Origin of the sequence: Planktothrix agardhii, from assembly GCF_904830935.1 — a bacterium.
In the GTDB taxonomy this organism is placed as follows: domain Bacteria; phylum Cyanobacteriota; class Cyanobacteriia; order Cyanobacteriales; family Microcoleaceae; genus Planktothrix; species Planktothrix agardhii.
In genome coordinates this window covers 212,923-231,835 of the sequence record NZ_LR882952.1, presented here as the reverse complement: position 1 = coordinate 231,835, position 18,913 = coordinate 212,923, and the positions used below count along the sequence as shown (strand labels likewise).

13 protein-coding genes and 1 pseudogene are annotated in these 18,913 nt (G+C 39.9%); 7 read left to right on the top strand and 7 right to left on the bottom strand.

Annotation, left to right across the window (positions count from 1 at the left end; translation table 11 throughout):
* Positions 1-65 precede the first annotated feature (65 nt).
* Complete coding sequence (locus NMG88_RS01075) at positions 66-509, top strand: helix-turn-helix domain-containing protein (RefSeq protein ID WP_026787115.1); 444 nt, start codon at positions 66-68, stop codon at positions 507-509.
* Positions 510-718: 209 nt separating this feature from the next.
* Here the strand turns inward: NMG88_RS01075 and NMG88_RS01070 are convergent, their stop codons facing one another.
* Both NMG88_RS01070 and NMG88_RS01065 read right to left on the bottom strand, forming a co-directional pair.
* The gene (locus NMG88_RS01070; RefSeq protein ID WP_026793716.1) at positions 719-1,321 is read right to left on the bottom strand and encodes a superoxide dismutase; all 603 of its coding nucleotides are present in this window, start codon (positions 1,319-1,321) and stop codon (positions 719-721) included.
* A gap of 193 nt (positions 1,322-1,514) precedes the next feature.
* Positions 1,515-2,765: an RNA-guided endonuclease InsQ/TnpB family protein gene (locus NMG88_RS01065; RefSeq protein ID WP_254035025.1), complete on the bottom strand. Its 1,251-nt coding sequence runs from the start codon at positions 2,763-2,765 to the stop codon at positions 1,515-1,517.
* Between the two features lie 418 nt (positions 2,766-3,183).
* Here NMG88_RS01065 and NMG88_RS01060 point away from each other — a divergent pair, with 418 nt between their 5' ends.
* On the top strand, positions 3,184-4,152 hold the full coding sequence (locus NMG88_RS01060) for a glycosyltransferase family 2 protein (RefSeq protein ID WP_254035024.1): 969 nt from the start codon (positions 3,184-3,186) through the stop codon (positions 4,150-4,152).
* A gap of 213 nt (positions 4,153-4,365) precedes the next feature.
* Here the strand turns inward: NMG88_RS01060 and NMG88_RS01055 are convergent.
* Positions 4,366-5,379 (bottom strand): annotated as a pseudogene (locus NMG88_RS01055) (IS701-like element ISPlag1 family transposase).
* Between the two features lie 573 nt (positions 5,380-5,952).
* On the opposite strand from NMG88_RS01055, the gene NMG88_RS01050 reads away from it, so the two are divergent.
* Positions 5,953-6,606 (top strand): pentapeptide repeat-containing protein, encoded by a 654-nt coding sequence (locus NMG88_RS01050; RefSeq protein WP_026793621.1) that lies wholly within the window; start codon positions 5,953-5,955, stop codon positions 6,604-6,606.
* A 245-nt stretch (positions 6,607-6,851) separates the two neighbouring features.
* On the opposite strand, the gene NMG88_RS01045 is transcribed toward NMG88_RS01050, so the two are convergent.
* Positions 6,852-7,619, bottom strand: coding sequence for a WecB/TagA/CpsF family glycosyltransferase (locus NMG88_RS01045; RefSeq protein WP_042156889.1), 768 nt, complete (start codon positions 7,617-7,619; stop codon positions 6,852-6,854).
* A gap of 235 nt (positions 7,620-7,854) precedes the next feature.
* Here NMG88_RS01045 and NMG88_RS01040 point away from each other — a divergent pair, with 235 nt between their 5' ends.
* On the top strand, positions 7,855-9,237 hold the full coding sequence (locus NMG88_RS01040) for an MFS transporter (protein ID WP_254035023.1): 1,383 nt from the start codon (positions 7,855-7,857) through the stop codon (positions 9,235-9,237).
* Positions 9,238-9,308: 71 nt separating this feature from the next.
* Here the strand turns inward: NMG88_RS01040 and NMG88_RS01035 are convergent, their stop codons facing one another.
* The 3 genes from NMG88_RS01035 to NMG88_RS01025 all read right to left on the bottom strand — a co-directional run bounded on the left by NMG88_RS01035 (position 9,309) and on the right by NMG88_RS01025 (position 11,133).
* Positions 9,309-10,445 (bottom strand): Rid family detoxifying hydrolase, encoded by a 1,137-nt coding sequence (locus tag NMG88_RS01035; RefSeq protein ID WP_254035022.1) that lies wholly within the window; start codon positions 10,443-10,445, stop codon positions 9,309-9,311.
* A gap of 195 nt (positions 10,446-10,640) precedes the next feature.
* Positions 10,641-10,898 (bottom strand): type II toxin-antitoxin system RelE family toxin, encoded by a 258-nt coding sequence (locus tag NMG88_RS01030; RefSeq protein WP_235750910.1) that lies wholly within the window; start codon positions 10,896-10,898, stop codon positions 10,641-10,643.
* Positions 10,891-11,133, bottom strand: a complete 243-nt coding sequence (locus NMG88_RS01025) for a hypothetical protein (RefSeq protein WP_235750911.1) — start codon at positions 11,131-11,133, stop codon at positions 10,891-10,893. The genes NMG88_RS01030 and NMG88_RS01025 overlap by 8 nt, the downstream gene beginning before the upstream one ends.
* 207 nt (positions 11,134-11,340) lie before the next feature.
* Here NMG88_RS01025 and lysS point away from each other — a divergent pair, with 207 nt between their 5' ends.
* The 3 genes from lysS (at position 11,341) to hpsA (ending at position 18,903) form a co-directional block, all read left to right on the top strand.
* Positions 11,341-12,900: a lysine--tRNA ligase gene (gene lysS, locus NMG88_RS01020; protein ID WP_227358220.1), complete on the top strand. Its 1,560-nt coding sequence runs from the start codon at positions 11,341-11,343 to the stop codon at positions 12,898-12,900.
* A 469-nt stretch (positions 12,901-13,369) separates the two neighbouring features.
* Positions 13,370-13,606 (top strand): 50S ribosomal protein L28, encoded by a 237-nt coding sequence (rpmB, locus tag NMG88_RS01015; protein WP_026787250.1) that lies wholly within the window; start codon positions 13,370-13,372, stop codon positions 13,604-13,606.
* A 461-nt stretch (positions 13,607-14,067) separates the two neighbouring features.
* Complete coding sequence (gene hpsA, locus NMG88_RS01010) at positions 14,068-18,903, top strand: hormogonium polysaccharide biosynthesis protein HpsA (RefSeq protein WP_278047048.1); 4,836 nt, start codon at positions 14,068-14,070, stop codon at positions 18,901-18,903.
* The last annotated feature ends 10 nt before the right edge of the window (positions 18,904-18,913 follow it).

Genomic DNA, 18,913 nt, shown 5'->3' with positions numbered 1-18,913 from the left:
TGATCCGGAAAACCCTTAAAACGATCAGATAGACTAACCAAATTTCCTGATGCTGAATCGGAGGAATGCCACCTAAAGCACACATTGAACCGTATCTAACGCCCGATGACCTGAAAGCTCGCTATCGTCAAGCACGAGACACGACAGAGGCTCGTCGATGGCATTTGCTTTGCCTTGTGGCAGGGGATTGGACAATTAAACAATCGGCTGAAGTGGTGGGGTTAAATTACGACTATGCCAAGGAAATTATCCGGCGCTATAACCGCGAGGGGCCCAGTTCTATTAAGAATCGTAGCCGGGAGCGCCAACCCCCGATAGCGAAATCTTTACTCACTTTAGGTCAACAACATGAACTGATGCAGGCGTTAAAGGGGCCAGCACCGGATGGTGGATCTTGGTCTGGCCCGAAGGTGGCGGAATGGATTGCTGAAAAAACGGGACGTCCTCATGTTTGGCCCCAAAGGGGTTGGGATTATCTCAAACGTTTGGGGGTGAACTGGAAGCATTAGACCCTAAAAAATGATGAGGAATCAATTTTAACCAAAAACCTCATTTTCTATTCCCAACCACCACTCCCCCAAATTCATTAATTCTTGATGCAGTTGGGCTAACTCTTGAATATATTGAATTAATTGGGATGATAAAAAAAGCAAGACAGTTCTAAAAATAGAATGACTGTCTTGCTTGTGGTTCAATCTATTTCAGAAAGAATGCTCAATTATGCAGCAGCGAAGTTTTCAGCCACAAAATCCCAGTTCACTAATTGATTTAGGAAGTTTTCAATGTAAGCAGGTCTGGCATTTTGGAAGTCTAAATAATAGGCGTGTTCCCAAACATCTAAAGTTAATAAAGGAGTTAATCCATCCACAATAGGAGTTCCTGCATTAGCGGTTTTGGTAACTTTCAGAGTGCCATTATTTAATACTAACCAAGCCCAACCACTACCAAATTGAGTAGTCGCGGCGGCTTTGAATTCTTCGATAAATTTGTCAAAGCTACCAAAGTCGGCATTAATTTTTTCGGCTAAAGCGCCTGTGGGTTGGCCACCGCCACCAGCTTTCAGACTATTCCAGAAGAAAGTATGATTCCAGACTTGAGCCGCATTGTTGAAAATTCCAGCTTTATTCGGGTCATTGGCGGTTGCCTTGATAATTTCCTCTAGGGATTTATCCGCTAGTCCTGTCCCATCAATCAGTTTATTCAGGTTCGTAACATAAGCCGCGTGGTGCTTACCATGATGGAAGGAAAAGGTCTTGGCCGACATTTTGCTAGATTCTAAAGCATCGTCGGCAAAGGGTAGGGCGGGAAGTTCAAAAGCCACTGTATTTTCTCCTCTCTAAATGGATGTCGGTTATTCTAAACAAATCTTCACATAAATTTGATTTTATATCAAAAATTACAAAAGTTGGCGATTTTGGCCCTTCAACCCTTAATTATCTGTCTCTAGGAAGGGGTCAGTCCCGGTCAACCGAGATCCTTGACACTCCCCACGCATAAATGCGGGGGATTCTTGACTAAGCCCACAAAGGGACTCTCAAAGGGGCTGTCAATTCCCCTCTACTGACTCCACTAAGATCAAGTCCTAGTATTGTCGCTACTTTTCGCCCAATATTGGCCGCACCATTGCAATCTGCGTTGATCAACCAATTATCAGCAGTTCGATATAAGCCTCTCTTGACTCGTTTTCCACTTGGTTGCCACCCTTCAGGTTTTTCGCCGAATTTAGGTAGTAGATCCAAGTCTAAAAAACTTGCCTTGGAGGTATAAGATTCTTCGGTTTCGACGAATCTAATTCCATGCTGTTCACACAGTTGAGCAATTCTATCCTTTAACCTTGAGGTTGGGATTTGAACAAACTTTTGATTGGTTTTAGCTCCCATATTTGCGCCATCCTTCATGCCCTTGTTCCACCCAAATACGATAGTCCCAATTTGGTTGTCAAGGCAATGATTGATTACTTTTCTGGCGGCTTTATTTATAGCGTCTCGCATTGTGCGATTACGATTCTCTGTTAGAGACTGAAGCCTTTTAGTCCAATAACCATTGGGCGTATCCTTTGTCAATAATGCAACTTGCTTGTTATACCATTGATTAATAGATTTTAAGTGTCTTCCATCAACGATAAAGCTTGTCCTCACATTAGAAACGCAGGTTAACCAATTATCCATGCCATGATCTATCATCAAAGCATTTAATGGATTGACATTAGATTGGATATTTTGAGACTTATAGACAAGCTCTAAATAAAAGCATCCGTTTCTAGGCAAGATTCGATATTCTCGAATGTCCTTAAAATCTAAATTCGAGGGCATTGGCAAGTAAAAAGAATCTATCCCAAACCATGCTTTTACCTTGCCACCCAAAGGGAATCTTAGTTGATTGTCTTTAAGTTTGACAGAGCGACCCGTAAAAGTCACCAAAGATAGTCCTCCTTTTCTGTAGCCAGGTAGTCTAGGTTTTTGGGTTACAGTACCCTTTGCGACTCCTTTTAGTAAACCGATATAGGATTTAAAGGATTCGGACACGCTAGTTAGAATTTGTTGTGCGGTATCTGAATAGAAAGCTTGGTAGTGTAGGTTCTGATTTTCTGTCCCTAACACTTTATGCAATTCTGCCCTATTGGGTATTCTCCCCTCTTTGAAATATATTTGACGAGAATAATAGATCCCACAATTAGTTAATTTTGAAGACTCTCCACACAAAAACTCTAGGATTGCTTTGAGTTCTGTGTCGGGACTAATGAGATTTTGCTGACATCCAAACATTTTGTTACCTCCTGACACTAAAATAACATAGTATTAATACTATGTGCATAATGTCATGGCAACAAAAAAACATCCTGTCCCCGCGTACCTAGATGAGCTAGAGTCTGAAAAGTTAACCAAGATTGCTAGTTTGTGGGGGTGCAGTATGTCTGCTGCACTCAAAAGACTTATTAGAGAATTTAATCTTGACGGTGGCTAAAGCCACCACCGCTTACCTCCCCATAGCTAAAGCTAGGGGCTTCCGCTCGTTTTTTGGTGAGAAATTTGTTAATATTTATTAACTGAGTTCAATTCAACTTTGGTCAGGGGGGGGTTATCTTTTGGGGCGATCGCATTTATCAGAAAATTTTGAACAATTATTAGAGGATAATTGGTATCCCAAAAATAATTTAAACCGGATTAATTAACAGCAATTTTAATGCCTAGAGTTAGTGTAATTATTCCGACTTATAATTGCGATCGCTTTCTTCCCGAAGCGATTGATAGTGTTTTAATGCAGACTTATCAAGATTATGAAATTATTGTTATTGATGATGGTTCAACGGATCAAACTTGTCAAGTTTTAGAAGCTTACAAACATAAAATTAGATATTTTTATCAACAGAATCAAGGTTCGGCTGTCGCTCGTAATTTAGGGATTAAACAGGCTAAGGGTGAATTTATTGCTTTTTTAGATGCGGATGATTTTTGGCTTTTACCAGAAAAGTTAGCAGAACAAGTTAATTGTTTTGAGCAACAGCCTAGTTTGGGAAGTGTACATACAGGTTGGCGAATTGTGGATGGAGGGGGTAAGAAAATTATTGATGTGGAACCTTGGCGTGATGTTCCTGATTTGGATTTGGAAAGTTGGTTAATGTATAAACCTATTAAAACCAGTGGCATGATGATTCGTCAACACTGGTTAGAACAGGTGGCGGGGTTTGATGGGGAGTTGCGCCAATCCCATGATGTTGATTTGGTGTTGCGTTTAGCGTTGATGGGGTTTGAAGCGGCTTGGTGGCGACGGGTGGCGGTGGGTTATCGCAGGTATGGGGGGAACACGACTAGAAACACCAAAACTCAAGCTGAATGTGTGGTGAAGGTGCTGGACAAGTTTTTTGCTCATCGGGATTTACCGGAGCAGATTCGAGGTATGGAGCATCGGGTGCGTTATCATACGTTGGTATGGTTGGCTTGGTATCACTATGATAGGGGTTTATATGGGGAAATGGCTCGATTTCTGGATGGGTCTTTGGAATATACTCCCTACTACAGGGTAGAAACTATTTCAGACTGGGTAGAGCAGTTCAAAAAGTTTTCAGTTCAAAATCACTTGAATTTGGATATTTGTTTTTTGACGGATTTACCTGAATGGCAACAACTTATGTTTGGGATTATTGAAAACTGAGGGGATCTTAATTTTGAAACTTTTAAGTCTTGATTTCCCGAAATTAAGCCATTCCTCTAAAAACAAAAACTAGCCCCGCACTGTTTGTACATACTCAGGACTTACGCAAGCACGCTATATATAGCGTACTAAAAGTAGGCGATCGCATACCAATGATAATAGCAATCACCCTAAAAAGTCCTGATTATTCATTTAAAAATAAACCCAAAAGAATCAAACAAGTTCCATTTTTATCGAAGGACAATTCAGTTCTTTGATTAAATAACTGGACAAAGATTCAGCTTTTAACTAATAGACTGTTTTCTTTGTCAGATGAGCTAATCTTTTCAATTGATTCCAAACTAAAAGGGCACAAGCAATATGATTTCTTTGAATACTAGCTTTACGACACTGGCAAGATTCAATCCCAGTTAACTGCTTAATTTCTCGGTGAAACTCCTCTATTTTCCAGCGAATAGCACAGGTTTTTTTCGTATCCAATGTGGATGCTTGAGTTAAGTCATTAGTTGCTACATATTCCGTTCTGTTGGTAGAAACAATAACCCGAAATAGCTTGACTTTATGAGATTTAGGGAAATTTTTGATTTTGATTAACTTCCCTGATTTTTCTTCAGTATTAGACCAGTTTAACTTTTCAATTGATTGGTATTTTTCTTTTCCTCCTGTGTCATCTACTAAACGATTCTTTTTCAATGGGCAATAATAAATTTTTCCTAATTCTTCAATCATTGCCATTAGTTTTTGTGACCCATACCAGCTATCCATAAGGACTTTTGCGAAGGGTAGTTGTTTTTCTGTCACCAGATTATTCAACATATCAGCTACATGATCTAGTTTGGTTTTATTATCATATTCTGGATCATATATGCGATAATCAATTACCCAAAATAAACCCAGTTCTGGATTAACATAAACACAGTTAACCAGCCCAATACCTGACAGTACACGATGTTCTGTTCCGCTATATTGACGACGGACTAATTCAATTTCTTCCCCGAACCTTTTATCCAATACTGTATCATCAAAAATGATCGCACTATTTTCACTGATTTGGATATCTTTTTTGACATTTTGCCACAAAGATTCCGAGGTGAAATTTTCTTTGGTTAAGTAACGATTTATGGTATCATGGCTAACATTTTCTAAGTGTTTGGCTAAGTTATTTAAGGTATAATTGTTTGGGCTGCTCAATAGATATTGGCAGTAATCTAGTTGGCTAAACGACATATTTTTCACCCCAAATTAACTTAATCAGTTTAGCATAAATATTGACTGTTAAATATCTGTCAATCAGCATAATTTTTGTGTCTAAATTTTATATTGCTGGCGCAAATACTTGAACAATTGGCAGCGTTCGCTGGCTTACTGCACACTATATATAGTGTGCCTGCGTAAGTCCTGTTAAGGTTAGTCTTCCACCTCTCGAAACACAAAAAGCAATAGTAGCAGAAATCGAAGCCGAGCAAACCTTAGTTAATGCTAACCGCGAATTAATTACCCGCTTTGAGAAAAAGATTCAAAATACTCTTAATCGTATTTGGGGAGAGGAATAATTGGGAATTTCGAATTACGAATTACGAATTAAGGAATGTCGGGGAAAAATTTCTAAAGCTATTAATGAGGTGTGGTATAATGATGAAACCTGATAATTTAGTGCAAGAAAAGAGTTATGCCTTTGCAATTCGTATCGTCCGTCTGTACCAATATTTGACAGACAAAAAAAAAGAATATGTACTGTCTAAAGCTTATAATGACATAATCACTAGGTAGTTTTAATCCCGAATAAATTAGTAAAAAAATATGGCAAATTCAGAACATTTAGATTTATTAAAATGGGGATCTCAACGTTGGCAAATTTGGCGTTCAAATAATCCTAATATTCAGCCGGACTTGTGCGAAGCCAACTTAATGGGCGCTGATTTAAACGGAATTAATTTACAAAATACTGATTTAAGTAAAGCCAATTTAATTGCCACGGATTTAAGCTCGGCAAATCTAAAACAAGCGGATTTAAGTTTGGCTCAATTGCACCGAGCAAACCTCAGTAAAGCTGTATTATTTCAAGCTAATTTAAGTCAAGCTAATCTTAGCACAGCCATATTAAATAGAGCAGAATTGATTGAAACTTATCTATATCGCACGGAATTAAATAATGCTAAACTAATTAAAGTACATCTAAATGGAGCTTATTTATATCAGGCTAATTTGAGTGAAACTGATTTGAGCGAAGCTGATTTGAGATTTGCTAATTTAAACAAAGCTAATCTTTATCAAGCAAATTTAACCAAAGCTAATCTAAGAGGGACAACCTTAATTAAAGCTAATTTACAAAATGCCAATTTATCCTACGCAAATTTGAGAGGGACAAACCTAAGTAAAGCCAATTTAACCGGAGCAAATTTAACCGGAGTTGACCTAAAATTTGCTAACTTAAACGGGGCTATTTTTTCCTAATATAGATATAGCAATCTTAAATGATTTGCGATCAGAATATAGAACCCCACCCTAGCCCTCCCCTTACTAAGGGGAGGGTTGGGAGGGGTCGAGATAGATGGAAATATTACAACTGATTTAGGATTGCTATATATTATTCTATCGTAGGAGTTTGGTTTCCAAACCCTCTTTTTTCCAATTGCATATCACGGATTTAAGAGGATTTCACGGATTTCACGGATTTTAATCTGTGTTAATCTGGGTAATCATCTTAAATCCGTGACCCCTGTTCCCTTTAATAACACTTTAATCGCAAACTCTGGTAACGCCAACATCCGACGCCAACGCCAGGGTTCTTGATATAATCTATATAACCATTCTAAATGATATTTACAGAAAAATTCCGGTGCCCGTTGTTTAATTCCTGACCAAATATCAAAACTTCCTCCCACACCTATCCAAATAGAATTCGGGCAAAGATGACGATTTTGACTAATCCAAAATTCCTGACGGGGAACACCCAAACCGACTAATATTAATTTGGGTTGTAGGTCTTTTAAAGTAATTTTTAAATCTTCTTCTTCAGAAGCAGACAGATAACCATGATAACTAGAAATTCCCAGACCTGGGAGTTTTTGTTGAATATTATCCGCCGCCTGTTCAGCAATTCCCTGTTTTCCCCCATAGAAAAAGACTAATTCAGAATTATCTAATTTACCAATATTTTCTATCAAGGTTTCTGCTAATTCAATACCCGGACAACGTTGAATTTTTTTACCTTTATATTGTAAATAAAGCACCACCCCCGCACCATCGGGAATTACTAACTCTGCTGAATGAATAATTTCTGCTAATTTAGGATCTTTTTCTGCTTGAATTGCCATTTCTGCATTCAAAGTAATAACGTGAGTTCCTAACTCTTGTTGGCAACGTTGTAATAACCAATTAGTATAATTATTAGTTAAATGTACAGGTAAACCCAACACCGGAAAACCGTTAAGAGCAGAATCATAAGGCAAAATAGTTGGACTCATAAATAAATTTTGGCGACCTCACATACATTATTATAATAATAGCCGATTGTGTGACCAAAATTTTACATTTTAGGAATCCATATTTTCATCAATAAGATACTTGAGCATAATCCGTTGCTGACTAAACTTTTGAGATTCTGGGTAATTTTAACCATTGGCAGAGATTCACTATTGTTGTAGGATAAAACAATTCTCACGATCATTGATTATCTTAACTTGAAACTAAGCATTAAACATGAAAAATCAAGAACAAAAACTGCATCCCGGTTGGTGGATTTCAATTTTATATTTTGCCCAAGGATTTCCCTATACTGTCGTTAATATTATGTCGGTGGTTTTTTTAAAGGGTTTAGGGACGAGTAACGAATTAATTGGGTTAACCAGTTTCTTATCCCTGCCTTGGGTAATGAAAGGATTATGGGGGCCAATTGTTGATATTTATTCAACCAAACGGCGATGGATTTTAAGAATGGAAATTCTATGTACAATCCTATTCTTAATTTTAGCATTGGGGGCACTATTTCCGCAAGCTATTCCGATTTCTATTGTAATCTTTGCCACAATTGCTTTTATTAGTGCTACCCATGATATAGCAATTGATGGGTTTTATTTAACGGTTTTAAATTTAGACCAACAGGCGTTTTATGTCGGGGTTAGAAATACCGCTTATCGGATGGCGGTATTAGCTGGAGGTGGGGGTTTAGTATTTTTAGCGGGAAATATTGCTGAAAAATATAGTAATGGTAAAAGTCCGACGGGAGAAATTTTATATAACCCAGTTCAGTTTAATTTATTGGGGTCTAATTTTTCAATTCCTGCATTACAATGGGGATGGTCAATTGCTTTTTCTATCGCTAGTTTAATCTTTTTATTCATCTACGGATTTCAGAAAATATATTTACCCAGACCTCAAAAAGTTACATTTTCAGAAACGGAAAATCTATCAAATTCCGCTAATTTCCTGAACTCCTTTAAAACCTATTTTACTCAATATAAAATTGGTTGGACTCTGGCTTTTATCTTATTATTCCGTTTAGGAGATGCTTTAACTTTCAAAATGGCAACTCCGTTTTTAATGGATACGGCTGCAAAAGGCGGGTTAGGCATTTCGACGGCGGAAATTGGGATTTTATCGGGGACGGTTGGGGTAATTTTCCTATTATTTGGTGGGTTATTAGGAGGATTTTTAATCGCTAAACAAGGGTTAAAAACCTGGATATGGCCGATGGCAATTCTCCAAAATTTTACTAATATATTTTATTGGCTATTAGCTAAAACTCAACCGGAAATTATTTGGGCCTATGTGGTTAATTCCCTGGAACAATTTACCTATGGTTTAGGAGTAGCCGCCTATACTGTATTTTTAATGCAAACAGTCCGTCCTGAATATAAAGCCTCCCATTATGCAATTACAACGGCATTTATGGCGGCTGGAGTATTAATTCCGGGGGTATTTAGTGGATATATTCAAGCAGATTTAGGCTATCAAAACTACTTTTTATTGAGTGCAATGGCGGTAATTCCAGGGTTATTAACTATTTTCTTTATTCCGATTAAAGATCAAAATCATATTAGTTATGTTACCAGACCTGGACTCGATGATGAAGACATCAAATAAAACAAATTAAAAACCGTTGTTGGGCTTTAGCCCTGAATATTTGGAGGGCTAAAGCCCAACAACGAATTTTTTTAGAGGACGGCGATACACTCAATTTCTACTAATACATCCTTGGGAAGACGGGACACTTCAACGGTCGCCCTAGCGGGTGCGGTTTCGGGTTTAAAATATTTGGAATAGACTTCATTAACTTGGGTAAAATCGTTCATATCTTTTAAGAATATTGTGGTTTTAACTACGTTTTCCCAGGTGGCGCCGGCTTCTGTTAATACGGCTTCTAAATTTGACATGACTCTTTCGGTTTGTTTGATGACGTCATCGGGATAAAGAATGTCGTTAACGCGGGGGTCAATGGCAATTTGTCCCGATAAAAAGATCATGTTATTGACCATTACCGCTTGATTATAAGGGCCAACGGGTTTGGGAGCGTTTTCGGTTTTAATGATTTTACGAGTCATGGTTTTTTCTGTGTCTGATAATGTTTCTATTGGGTCTGGTAAATCAGGAGTGCTATCTTCAGGTTTATAGCATTCTCCATTAGGCATAATTGTATCTGTTAAGTTAACATTTTCAAGATTGACTCCATAAATATTAGCATCTGTTAAATCAGCTTGAGTTAAGTTTGCACCCTCTAAATTTGCATTAATTAGATTAGCTCCTCGCAAATCAGCTTTTTTTAAATTAGCATTTTTAAGTATAGCTTTGTTTAAATTAGCATTTTCCAGATTAGCACATTCCAAATTGGCATTTATAAAGTTTACTGACGATAAATTTACATCACTTAAGTTGGCAAAATTTAAGTTAGATGATATAAAATTACTGCCTTCAAATTTTCCTCCTCTTAAATCAGTTCGACTTAAATTTGCCCTAGTGAAATCTGCTCTATTCAGACTACAATTTGTTAAATTAGCTCCCGTCAAATTTGCGCTTGTAAAATCTGCTCTATTCAGAATAGAACCTGTTAAATCAGCTGCTGTCAAATTCGCATTAGAGATATACGCTTGCTCAAGATAAACTGATGTTAATCTGGTATAACTGAGATTAGCCCCATATAATCTAGCACGGCTTAATTTATCACCTCCTAAATTAGCACCAGAGAAATTAATACCACCTAAATCTGTTCCTTCAAGGTTTACATTATATAATTGTACGTTCTGAAAGTTAGATTCACCTTTAGAACGTTTCTCTAAAAATTCTTTGATGTCCATAATTCACCTCTTAATTATCCTTGTATTAGTTTATCATTAATATCAACTCCTAAATATCCTCGTTCCAAGGCTCTGCCTTGGAATGCTAAATAGAGGCTCTGCCTCTATTATAATATTATGATAGTGTTCTGGTGGCAGAGCCACCTTAATTGCGTTTCTAGGTAGAACCTAGAAACGAGTAAAATAATGATCCATTTATTTATAAACATCTCCACGAGGCTTAATTAGAGTCACAGTATAAATTGTATTCTCAGGATCAATAACAAACAAAATTCGATAATTTCCCACTCTTAAACGCCATTCTGGACGACCTTGCAAAGACTTAATATCAACCAAGTTTCGATCTTGTTGCAGAAGTTTTAAAGCCCGAATTATTCGGGCTTGATGCTCTGATGACAGCCGTTTTAAGTAACGTTCTGCGGGTTTCAAAATGATTAAATGCCATTTAGTCAAGTTGTCCTCCAAATAATTCAATTTCGATGTCTTCTAGGGATTTACCAGAATCACGTCCTGCTAAATAGTCTTGTAATGCAACTTCACTTTCATTAATATCTTCAATAGAAATAATCTCATCATCATCAACTTTAATCCCTTGTTCAACCATGCCTTTTAGATCATTTAAAAGGCGAAGTTGCTCGGTAATAGTTAAACTTTTGACCTGAGTTAAAACTTCATTGTAAGCTGGCATAAATTGTCTGAGGATAGTTTTGCTCTATGTCTATTTTACCTCATTTTCAGATTTTGCCTAGATGAATATGACCCTAACGACTATATTTTCTAGGAAAAACCCAAAAACGACCCGATGAGCAAGAACCTAGAAATTTATCTTCCAAATAATAGCAAATCACTGTTATTATAAAAGATTGAGGATAAATTGATATAGGAAATCATCAACATGGCTAAAAATGAAACCCGCAATGAAGTAGAAGTTCGTTCTCAAAAAGTCGATGAGTTGAGAGAATTGGGAATAGAACCCTATCCCAGTCATTCAGTTCAAAGGTCACATACAACCCAGGACATTAAAGACTTATTCGCCCAACCAGGTAAAGAATTAAATGATGGGGAAAGCGACGCCGATGCTATTCCTTTAAAGGTTTGTGGACGGATTACTTTTAAACGCGATAGTGGAAGTATTGGATTTATCGGTTTAACCGATATTGCGGGAATAATTCAACTCAAATTAGAGAAAAAAATAGTTACGGGCGAAACAGGATTATCCTTTAATCAGGTTAAAAAATATCTCGATTTGGGGGATTTTATTGCCGCCGAAGGGATTGGTTGTCGGACTAACCGAGGGGAATTATCCGTACAGGTGGAACGGATTTTTATTGTTTCTAAAGCTACCATGCCTTTTCCTGATTCCTATTATGGAGTTAATGACCCGGAACTGTGTCGTCGTCATCGAGAAATTGATTTAGTTAGTAACTCTAAATCCTTAGAAACCTTTAAGGTTAGAAATCGAATCCTGAAAAGGATGCGGACTTATTTATGGGATAATTGTTTTGAGGAATTAGAAACTCCTGTATTACAAGCAATTTATGGCGGGGCGGCGGCTCGTCCTTTTGTTACCCATCATAACAGTTTGGATATTAATTTATATCTGCGAATTGCTACGGAATTGCATTTAAAACGGGCAATTTGTGGCGGTTTTGAACGGGTATTTGAAATTGGGCGGGTGTTTAGAAATGAAGGTATTGATAGTACCCATAACCCCGAATTTACCTCGATTGAAGTATATCAAGCCTACGCTGATTATTTTGATGTGATCACTTTAGTAGAAGATGTGATTTGTGCGATCGCTAAGGATGTTTTAGGAGAACAAACTTCACTAGAATATCAGGGAGATGTGATAAGTTTAGAACGAAAATATAACTATTCTGAACAATATCCGACTTTTACCGGAAGCCATTGGAAAGTACAAACAATGGTGGAAGCGGTGCGAGAAACAACTGGGTTAGATTTTGATACCTTAGAGTTAGATGAAGCCCTGAAAGCCGTAGAAAGTTTAGGGTTACATTTATCAAAATTAGAAATCCAAAGTTTAGGATATGTCCTTTATACGGTTTTTGATAAGTTAGTTTCACCTAAATTAATTCAACCCACTTTTATTACGGAATTTCCTGTGGAAGTCAGTCCATTAGCTAAACGTCACCGTTCTAAATCGGGATTTGTAGAACGTTTTGAGTTATTTATTCATGGGACAGAATATTCTAATGGCTTTTCTGAATTGAATGATCCCAAAGACCAACGCCAACGATTTGAAGCACAATTAACCCAGAAAAATGCCGGGGATGAAGAAGCTCATCCGATGGATGAAGACTTCATTCAAGCCCTATCTTTAGGGATGCCAAATTGTGGTGGAATGGGGATTGGAATTGATCGGTTAGTAATGTTATTTACGAATACCGCCAGCATTCGAGATGTGATTATGTTCCCGACCATGCGAACTTTTTAACCCAAACCTCCTGTTCCCTCCCTCCCTAGCCCCCCGTGCACGGCAGGGCTGTTTCATTTTCTATCGTCAACCCTAAGACCTAACCCCCCAACCCCCTTACCTACGAGGGAAGGGGGAGTAATTAATCTGTTTAAATCTCAAAGAGATTTAATATTAGGAATCCTTCCCCCCTCTCCTTGTAGGAGAGGGGCTGGGGGAGAGGTCACACAATTTTTGGGAGAGAATGAAACAGCCCCTCGTGCACGGGGGGTTTGGGGGGGCTGTTGTTCCCTCCCTCCTATCCCCAGCGTGCACGGGGGGTTTGGGGGGCTGTTGTTCCCTTCCTCCTATCCCCGGCGTGCACGGGGGGTTTGGGGGGCTGTTCCCTGCTATAAAATCAAAGGACTTTCAAAGCCACGGGATTGTTAGAACCAAAATTCTGTATAATGGGGGTTTGGACTTTTAAAACAAGAGTAAGCTGGAGTTAACCATGTCTCGGATTTGTCAGTTAACGGGAAAGAGAGCCAATAACGGTATGGCCGTGTCCCACTCCCACCGTCGCACCCACAAATTGCAGGAAGCGAATTTACAGTGGAAACGGATTTGGTGGCCCCAGGGGAATCGTTTTGTGAGATTAAAACTTTCTACAAAAGCGATTAAAACTATTGAACTGAAAGGGTTACAAGCCATGGCAAAAAAAGCAGGACTTGATCTGAACAAATTTTAAATGGGGCCGAACAATAGCCAGAACTTCCCTAACCCCCCCTAGACAACAGGGGGGATATTTATTTTGAGATTAAAAAATTGTGTAACCTCTCCCCCAGCCCTTTTCCTACAAGGAGAGGGGGAAGAATTTCTAATATTAAATCTCAAAGAGATTTAGGATCGATTACACCCCATTCCCTCGCAGGGAAGGGGGCTGGGGGGTTAGGTCTTAGGATTCAAAAAGGAAAAACTTAATATATCCAGATCCCGATCGCTTTTCAAAAAAAATTGGGCATTATAAATAATAGAGGAGAATCCCTAAACTGTATTTCTTACATTAATAGCAAGCGCGACTAAACTCGGAAATATCGGTATTTTTACCGAGGCGATTCTGGGGCAGAAATGCTAAAACTAAAGGTAGGGAGTTTTTCCCGTTATTCGCCATCACAACCATTCCAATCACAGGTTAGGTAGGCATATATTATGTCACAACATCACAACAACAAGTTCTCTAATCCTATTCTGTCTTTGTTTCGTTCGATCCGGATTGCTTTTCAACGGATGACACGGCGGACAATGCGATCGCTTTTTAGGGTCTGGATGAGGATAAACCGTCAAGATCGTTATGGTCGGGCGGGTTTTGTGTTGCCTACGGTGACAATGGTGCTATTAGTGGTGGTGCTATTGACCATAACTATTATGTTGCGATCGATGGATCGGGCTAAAATGGCTCAATATCGACGGGTAGATGAACAAGTTTTACAAGCTGCAACCCCGGCATTAGATCGGGCAAAAGCAAAAATTGAATATTTGTTATCAAGAAAGGAAACAACAGAAACACCATCTGATGATGTGTTGAGTAGAGCTTTAAATGATCCTTCTTATAATTTAGGTGATGAGCAACGCTTACAAATTCAGTATGAAATTGATGACATCGCTGGAATAACAGTCATCAAGGATGGCACGAATTTCAAACCACTAGAAGATCAAGACGCTATTCAAACTGCTTGGCGATTTCCAGTAGATACTAATAATGATGGGAAATTTGATAGTTTTACCTACTACGGGATTTTCTTCCGCAAACCTGGAACGGATAGAACTAGAAACCCTTTAGATGCCAGAACCCTTCCCATGCCCCCAAGTTCTGGGATCAGCAAGCAATGTCAAGCGGTTATTGCCTCCGGGGGAACGAGCGGTCTAGTCGATGATTCCGGTTGGTCAAGGTTAGATGGCAACCTGAAAAAAGCTTTTTTTGTTTATACAACAACTGTACCGATTACTCTAGCAGATATTAGCAGTTCAAACCTGATTAAAAATAGTCAAAATCAATTAGTCTTTACCTCAGATAAATATAGTCAATTTCAAGGAACACCTAGCTTTTCAGCTTTAGAATATCAACTTGATTTCACACGGGTTCCCCTAACAAATAATGCAGTTGTTTATGAAGATGATTTAATTATTACTCCTGGGTTTGGACTTAACTTAAACGGACGGATTTTTACCAACAGTAATTTAATCGCTTCTCCTTTTGCTAACGACGACTTGAAATTATATCAAGTTAGTGGAATTAACTCTTGTTTTTATAGAGAAGAAAACAGTAAAGTTGTTGTGGCAGGTAACGTTATAAATGGCATGACGGATCAAGTTAATTCAAAATCTGTACAGGTGCATTTGTACCAAGGAGCCGGAACTAACCCAACCGCCACTCAAAAAATTACAACGACTAATCAATCGGTCAGCACTGCTGTCAACAGTGCAATGTATGATGATGCTGCTTATAAAGAGCGTCTCAGTGCTTTGATTGATGATTTGAGGGCAACTCCAGGAGATAAAGGAACAGACATCGTGGCAAGTAATATGCCACCTTCAATTGAAAGGGTTGTTCAAAAGCGTCTAACACAAGATACAACACTAAAACCTGATACAGTCCGTGAAGAAGAACTGAGGGCTTATTTCAAAGCTCGTATTCGGAAAGTTACACAAGTAGAGGGTAAAACGATTCCAGGTGCAGGTTCAGTGGCAACAGGATTAGGAACAGAAGATTTAAGACCCGCCACAGATGCTTGGAGATTGCCAACTAACGCAGCAGGAACAACCAGTACCTCTGGTGTAACCTTTGTTTCTGGTCAACTTCAGCAAACCGAACCGGAGACTCAGAAGAAAAATGAAAAAGAAAACTATTTAGGCGATCGCGTCATAGCCGGAAATAACTTACCCGCCCTAGACTATGATTCAACCATAAATACCCGTTGGAAAGCCGCAGCAAATTTACTCATTACGGGCCAGAAATGGACTGCTCCGAATACGGTGGATCGAACTCGCAGCACCCAAGTTAAACCCTTACCGAACTTAGGCGATACCAAACGAGATGGCTATTGGGAAAAAGCCGCAGCCCAAAAACCCAAAGCTCCATTAGATGCCATTGGCGGGTTACGGGTGATTACAGGTGCAGGAATTTATGATCGGACAAACTCATTTTTACCGACCCCCCGATGGGTTGCTAATAGTGACACCTATAATGATCCTGCCACATCAGCAACAGAAACTTTTCCGATTGTCTGGCCCGATACCATGCCCATGTCTGAGGTTAATGGAGCTAAGAAGGGAGATTTGAAGATGCGGGCATCAGTGGTTTATCACTATGCCTCCGATCCCTATGATCCTGCCAATAGCGACACCGATCAACAACCGATTGCTTGCGTTAGTAGTTACTATGATCCAACCAATCGAATTACAGCCAAAAATAGCATTAACTTTGACGGGGGACTGTTAATAGATACCGCCAATGGCAAATCCAATAATGGTGTAGCCTACCCCAAACCCACAACAGCCCGACCGACGGCCGCCTCTTACAGTTCTACGACAGGACTCTATACGGTCTCTGGTGCGGCTGCGGAACTGGGAAACCAAGCTAACTATGTTTTCCCCGATGGTCGATTTGCTAATTCCGCCCTGAGAGATGCCTTAAAAACCCTATTCGACGGAGATGATCTGACCTTAGCAAATCAAGCGGCCATTGATAGCGCCCTCTGTTCTTTAGATATCATCAGTGGCAGCATTACCCCATCTGACGCGGTAATTCCTCATGGAGCGATTCGGGAAGTCACCTTTTTAAATGCCAGAGAAGTCAAAGCCAATGAACCGGATGAGCCAACAACAACCGTTGATGAAACCTTCACCCTCAGCAGTCCTCCTAATACTGCCCAGAAAGCGCAGTTAAATGCCCGCGCCACTCTCCCCCTAGAAGAACGGATGCCGCAGGAAGTTCGCGTGACTCGGATTGATTTAGAATTATTGGCAAACCAACCTATTGCCCAAAGTCTGCCTGTAAAAGAAGCACCCCGAAATAAAGCCGGGGAAGAATATCTATTACCCTTCAGTGGAATTATCTACGCTAGTCGGGATGATGCACTTCCCGATTTAAGCGCCCAACCCGACACCCTTGACACCCCGGCTGATCTCGAAGAAAGTGCGGCGGACTTAAAATTAGATCCTACCCGGCGCCCAAATGGGATTCTTCTCGCCAATGGTAGTTTAAAGCGTCCATTACCTGCATCTCCCACAGTACAAGATGTTGTTCAAGACAAAGGACTAACTTTAGTCTCCAACTTGCCTGTTTATATTAAAGGGGATTTTAATAAACATACCCAACAGGAATTTACAGGTACTTTTAGTTGGACTTTTGCCGATTTCTATGGCCGTGCAGCGAGTGCCCTCAATCCTAACTTTGCTTGTCGTGCAGGAGATCCTAGAATTCAAGCTGCGGGGTTCAAATGTGATACCGGAGACGATTGGCGTCCTGCTAACGTCTTAGCGGATGCAATTACCCTGCTGTCTGATAACTTCCGGTTTGGTTATCGAGATGAAGGGGATTTTGATCTCAGAAATAATGCGGGTAGCGCACTGATTCTAAGAGGTGGTATTTGGGTTTCAGCAAAAACGGCTCGTCTGGAAAACGGTTTCTTGAATAATGACTATGCCATTAATGGCTTGAGTAGTGGGGGGCTAACAACAGGTCGCTTTGATATCGACGACAATGGAGATATCAATGGAGCGGATGCTACCCCTGTTGATTTGAATTACCGTTCAACTACAGGAACAATTCTGAATAGTTCCTACTTCAATAACTTTGTGACTCCGGTTCAGCGACGACTTGATAATGATCCCAAGGAGTTTCTAACTGAAATTTGTTTGAAACTTCCTGTTTCTGCTTGTGATGCCGGAGATTGGGTGATAGTTCCAAATACGGGAAGCCCAGGCAAAGCAACGGATCTACTTCCTACCACCAATGTTAATAACTTATTATCAGGCACAACTGCTACTCCGCCTGCTTCCCAGTATCAGCGTTTCCCCCGTCGTGTTGCTTTTAAGCGAGATACTGCAACAGCAACAAATCCACTCATGTTGAACGGGACTTTACCAATACCATTAGGAGTTAAGGGGGGCACACAAATAATTGAAGCTACCTTTGCTGATACGAATACAACTCCAGATACTAAACCTAACGCTCTTTGGTTCCAAACTCGTACCACTACCAATGCTCGTAGCAGCACTGGTACTAACCCCCTTTGGTATTATAATCCAGAAGCACCTGCCACTCCTGATACTTTCGTGGAGACAGATAGACAACCCCTGTTAGTTCCCATCCTGCAAATCCATGCCACTGACTCCACTGCTACAACAACTGCCTTCCCTGTAGGCGCTGAGGTTCAAGTAGGTAGTCGGTGGGTGGTTCGGGCTGCACCTAAGACGGCGACTAACTTGAACGAGTTTAACTTAGTCATGGCAACTGGAGATATCCCAGCCCGTCCTGGAGACAACAATGGCGGTTTACAAAACTTACCCCGCTTCTTAGAAAACTGGCAAACTCCAGCCCAAACTGCTAGTATCGCTGGTGCTTTTATTCAAACCAATCGCAGTTCCTACGCTTCCGCTCCTTACTTCAGCGTCATGGATGATGCAACATATCCCTACGCTAAACGTCCACCCGGAATGTTTGGGAATACAGGTAACGATGCCAGCAAATACAAAAGTAATCCAGGGACTGGTAAGATTGGCTACTTCTTACCACCGACTCGGAAGTGGGGTTTTGATGTCGGTCTGTTATCTCAACCCCCGGATTTATTTGCCCAGAAATTCTCTCTAGCGGATGAAAGTATTGACCCCGATGAATATTTCCGCGAAGTTAGTCGAGATGATGATTGGGTTAAAGGGTTGTTGTGTTCTAAGGTCGCACCGTTACCAACCGCTACCCCCGGAACGATCTCCACAACCAGAGCAATACCCGGTCAAACTTGCTCTGCTAAATATGGTAGCTAAGTTTTATAGG